A 10414-nucleotide genomic window follows, 5' to 3' on the forward strand; every position below is an offset into this window, starting at 1 on the left:
AATCGATAAGAATATTTATTTGACTAAAAAATGTAGCTTTTATCTTTCTTGTGCGTAAATCACAAATGCTATCTGCAAAAGTAGGTGTTATTTGTAGTTTCATGGCTTGAATATACATCTTAATAAGTTAACAAACAATGACTTACACCCTAAGTTTGGGTCTTTGTTTTTGTCATGTACCTTGCAACGGTCTTTATTTGACTAAAAAATGTAGCTTTTATCTTTCTTGTGCGTAAATCACAAATGCTATCTGAAAAAGTAGGTGTTATTTGTAGTTTCATGGCTTGAATATACATCTTAATAAGCTAAGAAACAATGATTTACACCCTAAGTTTGGGTCTTTGTTTTTGTCATGTACCTTGCAACGGTCTTACAATGTCCAGAAGTGAAGAGTCAACTGTTAGGAGGCGAGTTCTTCGGTAAAGGATATTTTGTAAATAGTAGTAGGACAGCATGGAACGGAAAAAAGATTTCAAAACATGTTAAATCCCTAGGGAAATAGGCTGGAACATGAAGACCTTCAAGAAAAGAAGAATCGAAAAACCGACTTAACGAGCAAGCTCTACTAGGAGTTTTTCTTTAAAAACGCACTAACTCCAACAAGCATCTCCTCTTTGTTTTCTATATGCGACATATGCCCCTCAGAAAACCGAAGAACCTTTGTTTCTGTGCCTTCTACTTGCTCTAACAAATCATCCAACTTCAAAACAGGATCTTTATCACCGATCATCATTAATTTGGGATACGGACCAAAGTGCAACAACACTTCTCTATCGTTTCTAATTTTCATTCCTTCCAAAGCAGCAATAATTCCTTGTTTAGAAGTTCTCAAGGCCACTTGTTTGACCTCGTTAATCTGCTCTCTATAAAGTTTCCTATTACGTGAACGAAATAACATTGGAATAGAATTTCTAATAAAAGAGGTGTGATTTTCTTTTACTATTTGAATAGCCTTGTTTCTTCCTATCTGTTTTTCTTTTGAATCACTTCTTGTCGTTGAATTCATTAAACAAAGCCCTTTTACTTTATCTGGATAAAACTCTGCAAACGCCAGAGCCACATAACCTCCCATAGAATGACCAATTAAAAAAGTTTTTCTAATTTTAAGATGAGTTAGCACCTCATTAACAGCTTCAGCCATTTGCTCCATAGTATGCACATAACCTAAATTATCAGACAAACCGTGTCCTAGAAGATCAATTGAAATTACCCTATATCTTTTCGATAATAATTCTACCGTAGAATTCCACATGCTTGTGTTTTCTAAAAAACCATGCAATAAAACCACGGCTGTTCCTGTACCAAATTCGGCAAAATGAATTTGAGTGTTTTTATAGGATACATACATGCTTAGAAAAAATTATAATTTTTTACCACCCAATTCAAAAGCTCTTGCTACAGCAACTTCAATACATTTTTGAATTTCTGGACCTACGTTTGTATCTGCTAAATGATTCAAACCTGCAATTGTTGTTCCTCCTTTTGAAGAGACACGATTCATCCATTCGGTTAACGAGATATCATTATCTTGATACAATTTAACAGCCCCTCCAAAAGTTTGAGACACTAATATTTTTGATTGCTCTGGACTAAAGCCTAAATTTTCAGCCGCATTTACCATGGCGTTCATCATATAAAAAACAAAGCCAGGTCCACTACCAGAAACTCCTGTCGACTTATCAATATCGTCCTCAGTTTTCACCAACACAGCCTTTCCTGTTGTTTCAAGTATTGAAGCCACTAACTCTAATTCTTCAGTAGAAACCTCTTCCGAGCCTACATATGTTGTCATTCCTAACTTTACCTGTGCGGGTAAATTAGGCATCGCTCTAACTACTTTCTCCAAACCAAGACCTTTTTGAATCGTTTCAATTGTTGTGCCCGCCATAATTGAAACTACTAATTGATCTTTATTCAAAAAATGATTTATCTCTTCAAAAACAGTTGGTGAGATTTGAGGTTTTACAGCTAAAAAAATCACATCCGCCTCTTTTAAGACACTAAAATCACTACCTATGGAAATAGTATTTAGAGCCGAAATTTCTTGAATTCTCTCTATAGACTTTTCCAACACATGAATTTGTGTTTCTAAATTTGAATTAAAAATAGATTCGGCATAAGTGAACCCCATATTTCCACCTCCAATAACTGTAATTTTCTTCATGCTTATAGAATTGAATTCGGTTGTGTTTTCTAAATAGAGCAAAATACACTTTTAGAAAATCCTAGAGAAATTTTCAGTTTTATGAATTCATCAAGTTTTCAATTTCATCAGCCTCAATAGGAATATTTTGCATTAAATTAAACGGAACTCCTGATTCTTGGATTACCACATCGTCTTCTAAACGAATTCCAAATCCTTCTTCTGGTATATAAATTCCTGGCTCAACGGTAAAAACCATATTCGCCTGCATGGGGTCAGTTAAAACCCCATAATCATGTGTATCTAAACCCATATGATGAGAAGTACCATGCATAAAATATTTTTTATATGCGGGACATTCTGAGTCTTCATTTTGGACATCTGCTTTATCTAACAAATTCAACCCTAACAATTCTGAAGTCATTATTTTCCCAACTTCAGCATGATATTCTTTCCAATCAGTACCGGAAACCAGCATTTTTGTCGCGTCATTTTTAATTCGATTCACCGCATTATAAACCTCTTTTTGACGATCTGTAAACCTACCCGAAACAGGAATTGTCCTAGTCAGATCACTTGAATAATTAGCGTATTCCGCCGCAACATCCATCAATATCAATTCGCCTGATTTACACTGTTTGTTGTTTTCTATATAATGCAATACATTTGCATTACTTCCGCTTGCTATAATTGGCGTATAAGCAAATCCTTTAGATCTGTTTTTTATAAATTCATGAATTAATTCTGCTTCAATTTCATACTCCCATACCTTGGGTTTTACAAAAGAAAGCAACCTACGAAAACCCTTTTCAGTAATATCACATGCCTTTTGAATCAGTGCTATCTCCTCAACTTCTTTTACAGAACGTATTCGTTGTAGAATAGGATTACTCTCTTCAATCCTTTTATTAGGATATCTTTCTTTGACCATCTTTATAAAACGATCTTCACGAATTTCTGTTTCTACTTTAGCTCTATAATGCCCGTTTTTATTTATATATACATTCTCAACATCATTCATCAATTCCTCCAAAACAGATTCTAACTCTTTTAACCAAAACACTGTTTTTATACCAGATGTTTCGGTGGCTTTATGTTTTGATAGTTTTTCGCCTTCCCAGATAGCTATATGATTATTTGTTTCTCTAACAAATAAGATTTCTTTATATTCCTTCTTTTTAGCGTCAGGAAACAAAAACAAAACACTTTCTTCTTGATCTACTCCTGTCAAATAAAAGATATCTCTATGTTGAGCAAAAGGCAATGTGCTATCAGCACTTACCGGATATATATCATTTGAATTAAAAAAAGCCAAAGAATTTGATTTCATCTGAGCGACAAACTTCTTTCTGCTTTTTATAAACAAATTACTATCAATTGCTTCGTATTTCATAGTCGGAAAATTTAAGTCTTACAAAAATATAAAACCTTAACTTAAATTACACATACAAATGCATAAATTTGTAATGAATTAATTCTTTATAACTTTTTTTTGAAAAAAACAATCCTAATATTCATTTTTCTAATTAACCTGTTTCATACGAGTTCTGCACAGAATCATAAACAGGGGTTTAAAAACCTTTCTTCACCCGAAAAATGCTGGGTTATATTTCATCCTTTTAAAGCAAAAAGAGCCTATCGAATATCTTTGCAGGCACAAAAAACATCTGATTCCATCGCAAAAACCACTCTGCTAGATCAAGATAAAAACGGAGGGCAAGTTGATGCCTTTAGGCATGCCTATTGGATGGCTACTTTAGCAAAGGAAATTGGAAAAAACTCTGCAAAAAGTCTTGGTAAAGCCCATGAAAAAGGAAATTATAAGCAGTTCAAAAAGAACCAATTCGAAGATGGAACCCATCCAGACAAACCCTCCTCTGAAATGGATCTTTTTAATAACAACATAGGAATCAATATCTTTAAGGAAAATAAAAACGTTAACAAAATGGAACTCATCTCTCTTGTCATTGAAAAAATAAAAAAAGGGAAATTAAAAATCTTAAAAAAAGACATCTATGGACACTACAACGACTGCAATGGAAAATCCATAAATTTAAAAGAATATAAAGGCATCTGGGAAACACCAAAATGCCTTATAAATTCAAACCTAAATAAATTATAAAAACAATCTACGATATCGTATTCGTATCGAAGTACTAAGGGGTCACAACCCTTTATTTTTACTACCTAAACGGCAGCCTAAATAGAAGTGATATATATCATAACTCCCCGTTTTTGTTCACTTTAAATTTGCACATATTTATACTAAACTATGACCATAACATTTATTATTTTAGGAATTACGATCATTCTTTTTATTTCGGGAAAAATAAGACCTGATATTGTTGCGTTAACCTGCATGATGTCATTAAGCTTGTCGGGAATCCTTACCGTTGATGAAACTTTTTCAGGCTTCAGCAATTCGAGTATTCTTTTAATTGCTGGTCTTTTTATTGTAGGAGAAGCGATGAGCAGAACTGGATTAACATCCCTGCTAGGTAATAAAATTATTCAACTATCTAACAACAATTCTAATAAGCTACTTGTGCTTATTATCATCGGCTCTGCAATTCTGTCTGCCTTTATGAGTAATACAGGAACTGTAGCATCATTAATGCCTGTCATTATTGCTGCTGCTTGGCGTTTAAAAACACCCGCATCAAAAATGCTGATTCCTCTATCTTTTGCTGCTGCAACGGGAGGTTTACTAACTCTAACAGGTACACCTACCAATATCATAACGAATCAAGCTATGCTAGACGCAGACATTCAAGGGTTTGATTTTTTTGAGTTTTCATTGATTGGCTTACCGCTTCTGGTTTTAACTGTTATCTATATGCGTTATTTTGGAACAAAAATGTTACCTAATAATAAATCTAGAAGACTCGATGATATAGATGAATCTATTAAAACCATTGAGGATTCTTATCAGCTATTTGAAGGCTTTTGGAAAGTCAGAATCAGACCCAGCTCTTCTGTTATTGGTAAAACCATCAAACAAATAAAATTAGGATCATCAATGGGGGTAAATATTATTAAAATTATCTCCCATGAAGAAACCTCATCAACTTTTCTTAAAAAGGTAAGACTCAAAAAGAGTGAACCAAATGAATACCCTGATATAAACAGGAAATTTCATTCAGGTGATGAACTTATAGTAAACTGTAGTGAGATGCGAATTAACAGATTTATTGACAAACATAACGTAGCTGCTACCAAATTAGAAAAAATAGATGGAGAGTTCATTAAGGAAAACGTACTTTCTGATGAAGTTGGGATGTGTGAATTGATTGTCTCACCGAGGTCTATCTACAAAGGAAGGAAAATCAACACAGGAAGGTTTGGAGATAAATACAATGTTCAAGTAATGGCATTGAACAGGTACAATAAAAGAATTAGAGGAAGAGAATTTGTTCTACAAGAAGGAGACTCCTTATTGGTACGAGCAAAATGGGAAGACATCAGAGCAATTCAAGAAGAAAGTAGAGATTTCCTAATTATTGGTTCTCCTGAAGAACTCGCTAAAGAGGTCGGTAAAATCACAAAAAAGGGGATTATTTCAATTTTCGCAATGATCTTTATGGTATCCATGTTTGTTTGGGGTCCGTTTCCATCAGTTATAACTGTATTTCTAACGGCATTCATTATGATTGTTGGAGGATGTATTAATATGAATCAATCCTACAGGTCTATAAACTGGAATGTAATCATCATCATGGCGGGTATGATTCCTATGGGAGTTGCTCTCCAAAAAACGGGAGGAGCTAAATTCATTGCAGATTCTATGATTGGATTATTGGGAGATATGCATCCCACTTATTTTTTAGCAGGTGTCTTTATAATTACTTCACTTTTAAGTCAAGTAATGAGCAATACGGCTACTGCAATTTTAATGGCCCCCATAGTACTGGTCTCTGCATTAGAATTAGGATATTCACCTTATCCATTTATGATGGTATTAGCAGTAAGTGCATCCACCGCTTTTTTAACACCTTTTGGAACTCCAACCAATACAATGGTAATGAATGCTGGTAATTATAAGTTTACCGATTACTTTAAAAGTGGATTTCCATTAATCGTTATCTTCTTTATCGTAAGTATTATCATGATTCCTATGATTTGGCCTTATGAATAAATAACTGCCTAATCAAATAACTAAGTATAAATACTTAGTTATTTGATTTTTAAAATTATTAATTACATATAAAAACACATATTTATCTTTTAAAAAAAACAACAATAAAAAGCAACATATCAAAGAGGTAAACACTAAGAAAAGGCTTTGTTAAAACCATTCTAAATAACTAAAATAGTAGCCTGTTTCTTTTACCAAAGAAAATCTAAGTAGTACCTTTGTTATATTCTTAAAACAAATTAAAAATGAGCGGATTTTTATCTTCATCAATTGCGAGGAAAGTAGCTATGGCACTGTCAGCACTGTTCCTTATCTTTTTCCTAATTATACATTTAGCGGTTAACATTACTTCTATTTTTAGTGAAACTTTATTTAACGACTTATCCCATTTTATGGGAATCAATCCTTTGATACAATTTGCCTTGCAGCCTGTACTAATTTTCGGTGTAGTGTTTCACTTTGTTATGGGCTTTGTGTTGGAATTAAAAAACAAAAAAGCAACGGCGATAAAGTACGCCAAAGACAACGGAGCAGCGAATTCAACATGGACTTCAAGAAACATGATTTACAGCGGTTTGGTAATTCTTGCTTTTCTCGTTTTACATTTTATTGACTTTTGGGTTCCTGAAATCAACTATAAGTATATCGCTGGTTTACCTGAAGATCCTACACGTTACTTCGCAGAATTACAACATAAATTTATCAACCCTTTAAGAGTTGGTGCTTATGTCGTTTCTTTTGTTTTATTAGGATTGCATTTGTCTCATGGTTTTCAATCAGCTTTCCAATCAATGGGATTCAACAACAAATACACAAAAACAGTAAAAGCTGCGGGAACGATTTATTCTATCGTAATTCCAGCAGGATTTATTCTAGTAGCTGTTTTTCATTTTTTTAACCATTAATCTTATATAGATATGACGACTTTAAATTCAAAAATCCCAAAAGGTCCAATTAAAGATAAGTGGACAACTTACAAAGACAAAATTGACTTAGTAAACCCCGCAAATAAACGTAACATAGATGTTATCGTTATAGGAACAGGATTGGCTGGTGGTTCTGCTGCCGCTTCTTTAGCTGAGTTAGGATATAATGTAAAAGCATTTGCGTATCAAGATTCTCCACGTAGAGCACACTCTATTGCTGCACAAGGAGGAATCAATGCTGCAAAAAATTATCAAGGTGATGGTGATTCTACTTACAGATTGTTTTATGACACTGTAAAAGGTGGTGATTATCGTTCACGTGAAGCCAATGTACACCGTTTGGCAGAAGTTTCAGGAGATATAATTGACCAATGTGTTGCTCAAGGAGTTCCTTTTGCACGTGATTATGGTGGATTATTAGACAACCGTTCTTTTGGAGGAGTATTGGTGTCTCGTACTTTTTACGCTAAAGGGCAAACGGGTCAACAATTATTATTAGGAGCTTATTCTGCAATGAACCGTCAGATTGCTCGTGGTAAAATTGAAATGTACAATCGTCATGAAATGCTAGATGTAGTATTGGTAGACGGAAAAGCAAGAGGGATTATCGCACGTAACATGATTACAGGTGAAATTCAACGTCATTCTGCACATGCTGTAGTTATTGCTTCTGGAGGATATGGAAATGTATATTTCTTATCTACAAATGCAATGGGATCTAACATTACTGCTGGATGGAAAATACACAAAAAAGGTGCATTCTTCGCAAACCCTTGTTATACTCAAATTCACCCAACTTGTATTCCAAGATCTGGTGATTATCAATCAAAATTAACATTGATGTCTGAATCATTGCGTAATGATGGTCGTATTTGGGTTCCTGGAAAAATTGAAGATGCCAAAGCAATTCAACAAGGAAAATTAAAGCCAACGCAAATTGCTGAAGCCGATAGAGATTATTACTTAGAAAGAAGATATCCTGCCTTTGGAAACTTAGTGCCTCGTGATGTTGCTTCAAGAGCGGCAAAAGAACGTTGTGATGCGGGTTATGGAGTTAATGCTACAGGAGAAGCTGTATACTTAGATTTTGCTGCTGCAATTGACCGTTACGGGAAAGAGCAAACTAAAATTAAAGGTATTGAAAATGCAACTGCAGATAAAATATACGACTTAGGACAGGCTGTAATAGAAGAAAAATATGGTAATTTATTCCAAATGTACGAGAAGATCGTAGATGAAAACCCATATAAAACACCTATGATGATTTATCCAGCAACACACTATACTATGGGTGGTATTTGGGTTGATTACAACTTAATGACTACAATTTCTGGATGTTACTGTATTGGAGAGGCAAACTTCTCTGACCATGGTGCTAACAGACTAGGTGCTTCCGCATTGATGCAAGGTTTGGCTGATGGTTATTTTGTATTACCATATACAATTGGTGATTATTTATCTGATGACATTCGTACAGGGAAAATCCCTACGGATACACCAGAGTTTGACGAAGCTGAAAAATCAGTTACGGATTTGATTAATTTCTTTATCAATAATAAAGGAACTAACTCTGTAGATTATTATCATAAGAAACTAGGTGTAATCATGTGGGACAAAGTAGGAATGTCTCGTAACGAAAAAGGATTGAAGGAAGCGATGACTGAAATCAAAGCTTTACGTGAAGACTTCTGGAAAAACGTTACAGTGCCTGGAAATGCAAACGAAATGAATACAGAATTAGAAAAAGCTGCTAGAGTTGCAGATTTCTTAGAATTAGGAGAATTGTTTGCAAAAGATGCTTTGGACAGAAACGAATCTTGTGGAGGTCACTTTAGAGAGGAGTCTGTGGAATTAGATGGAGAACAAAAAGGAGAAGCCAAACGTAATGATAAAGATTTTGCTTATGTTTCTGCATGGGAGTATAAAGGAGAACCTGGTGATGCTGTTCTTCATAAAGAAGAATTAGAATTTAAAGACATCGAATTAAAACAACGTTCATACAAATAAGAAGACATTATGAATTTAACATTAAAAATCTGGAGACAAAAAAACGCTGATGACAAAGGTCAATTAGTGGATTATAAAGTAACTGATATTTCAGAGCATATGTCGTTCTTAGAAATGATGGATGTATTGAACGAGCAATTGGTCAACAAAGGCGAAGAGCCTATTGCTTTTGACCATGACTGTCGTGAAGGAATTTGTGGAACGTGCTCTATGTATATCAATGGTGAAGCACATGGTCCCGACAAAGGAATTACCACTTGCCAGTTACACATGCGTTCTTTTAAAGATGGTGAAACCATCCATATTGAGCCGTTTAGAGCCGCTGCATTTCCTGTAATCAAGGATTTAATAGTAGACCGTACTTCTTTTGATAGAATCCAACAATCTGGTGGTTATATATCAGTAAACACATCTGGAAATACTCAAGATGCGAATGCCACACCTATTTCAAAAGTAGCTGCAGATAAAGCAATGGATTCCGCTTCATGTATTGGATGTGGAGCATGTGTTGCTACTTGTAAAAACTCGTCTGCAATGTTATTTGTTGGAGCTAAAGTATCTCAATTTGCTTTGTTACCACAAGGACAGGTTGAAGCTACAGAGCGTGTATTAAGTATGGTTCAGCAAATGGATGATGAAGGTTTTGGTAACTGTACAAATACAGGAGCTTGTGAAGTTGAATGTCCTAAAGGAATTTCTCTTGAAAACATTGCTCGTATGAACCGTGAATTCCTGAAAGCTAGTCTTATATAACATAATATTGTAATATTATATAGCCCGTCTATCTTTAGACGGGCTTTTTTGATTCGTTTTAATTGGCACTATAAACCAGCTGCTTTGTGTCTATCCAAGATCATTGCAGGGTACATGACAAAAACAAAGACCCAAACTTAGGGTGTAAATCATTGTTTGTTAGCTTATTAAGATGTATATTCAAGCCATGAAACTACAAATAACACCTACTTTTGCAGATATCATTTGTGATTTACGCACAAGAAAGATAAAAGCTACATTTTTTAGTCAAATAAATATTCTTATCGATTGGGATCGAATTTCAAAAATAATAGACAAGGACTATTCCAGGGGTAAAAGTGCCGTTGGTAAGCCTTCCTATGATGGTTTGTTGCTTTTTAAAATGTGTCTTTTACAGAGTTGGTACGCTTTAAGCGATTACGAAGTAGAAGATAGACTTAACGATAGTTT

The 10414-nt window shown here is 34.5% G+C and carries 10 protein-coding genes; 6 read left to right on the forward strand and 4 right to left on the reverse strand.

The window, feature by feature from the left end:
- Positions 1-149: 149 nt before the first annotated feature.
- From V5787_RS01720 to V5787_RS01735, 4 genes are all read right to left on the reverse strand, one after another.
- Positions 150-281, reverse strand: coding sequence for a hypothetical protein (locus V5787_RS01720; RefSeq protein WP_336891563.1), 132 nt, complete (start codon positions 279-281; stop codon positions 150-152).
- Positions 282-565: 284 nt separating this feature from the next.
- On the reverse strand, positions 566-1348 hold the full coding sequence (locus V5787_RS01725; RefSeq protein ID WP_336891564.1) for an alpha/beta hydrolase: 783 nt from the start codon (positions 1346-1348) through the stop codon (positions 566-568).
- Positions 1349-1360: 12 nt separating this feature from the next.
- A complete protein-coding gene (proC, locus tag V5787_RS01730; RefSeq protein ID WP_336891565.1) occupies positions 1361-2206 on the reverse strand; it encodes a pyrroline-5-carboxylate reductase in 846 nt (281 codons plus the stop codon).
- Between the two features lie 37 nt (positions 2207-2243).
- Entirely contained in the window at positions 2244-3536 is a 1293-nt protein-coding gene (locus tag V5787_RS01735; protein ID WP_336891566.1) for an aminopeptidase P family protein, read from the reverse strand.
- Between the two features lie 99 nt (positions 3537-3635).
- On the opposite strand from V5787_RS01735, the gene V5787_RS01740 reads away from it, so the two are divergent.
- The 6 genes from V5787_RS01740 to V5787_RS01765 all read left to right on the forward strand — a co-directional run.
- Positions 3636-4265 (forward strand): hypothetical protein, encoded by a 630-nt coding sequence (locus tag V5787_RS01740; protein ID WP_336891567.1) that lies wholly within the window; start codon positions 3636-3638, stop codon positions 4263-4265.
- Between the two features lie 150 nt (positions 4266-4415).
- Positions 4416-6278 carry an SLC13 family permease gene (locus tag V5787_RS01745; RefSeq protein ID WP_336891568.1) on the forward strand — a complete coding sequence of 621 codons (1863 nt, stop codon included), beginning with the start codon at positions 4416-4418 and terminating at the stop codon, positions 6276-6278.
- Positions 6279-6523: 245 nt separating this feature from the next.
- Positions 6524-7183 carry a succinate dehydrogenase cytochrome b subunit gene (locus V5787_RS01750; protein ID WP_336891569.1) on the forward strand — a complete coding sequence of 220 codons (660 nt, stop codon included), beginning with the start codon at positions 6524-6526 and terminating at the stop codon, positions 7181-7183.
- Positions 7184-7195: 12 nt separating this feature from the next.
- Positions 7196-9211 carry a fumarate reductase/succinate dehydrogenase flavoprotein subunit gene (locus V5787_RS01755; RefSeq protein ID WP_336891570.1) on the forward strand — a complete coding sequence of 672 codons (2016 nt, stop codon included), beginning with the start codon at positions 7196-7198 and terminating at the stop codon, positions 9209-9211.
- Between the two features lie 9 nt (positions 9212-9220).
- Entirely contained in the window at positions 9221-9964 is a 744-nt protein-coding gene (locus V5787_RS01760; RefSeq protein WP_336891571.1) for a succinate dehydrogenase/fumarate reductase iron-sulfur subunit, read from the forward strand.
- Positions 9965-10151: 187 nt separating this feature from the next.
- The coding region (locus V5787_RS01765; RefSeq protein ID WP_336891572.1) for a transposase at positions 10152-10414 on the forward strand (263 nt) is incomplete at its 3' end.

It is taken from the genome of Flavicella sp., assembly GCF_037132785.1.
GTDB lineage: Bacteria > Bacteroidota > Bacteroidia > Flavobacteriales > Flavobacteriaceae > Flavicella.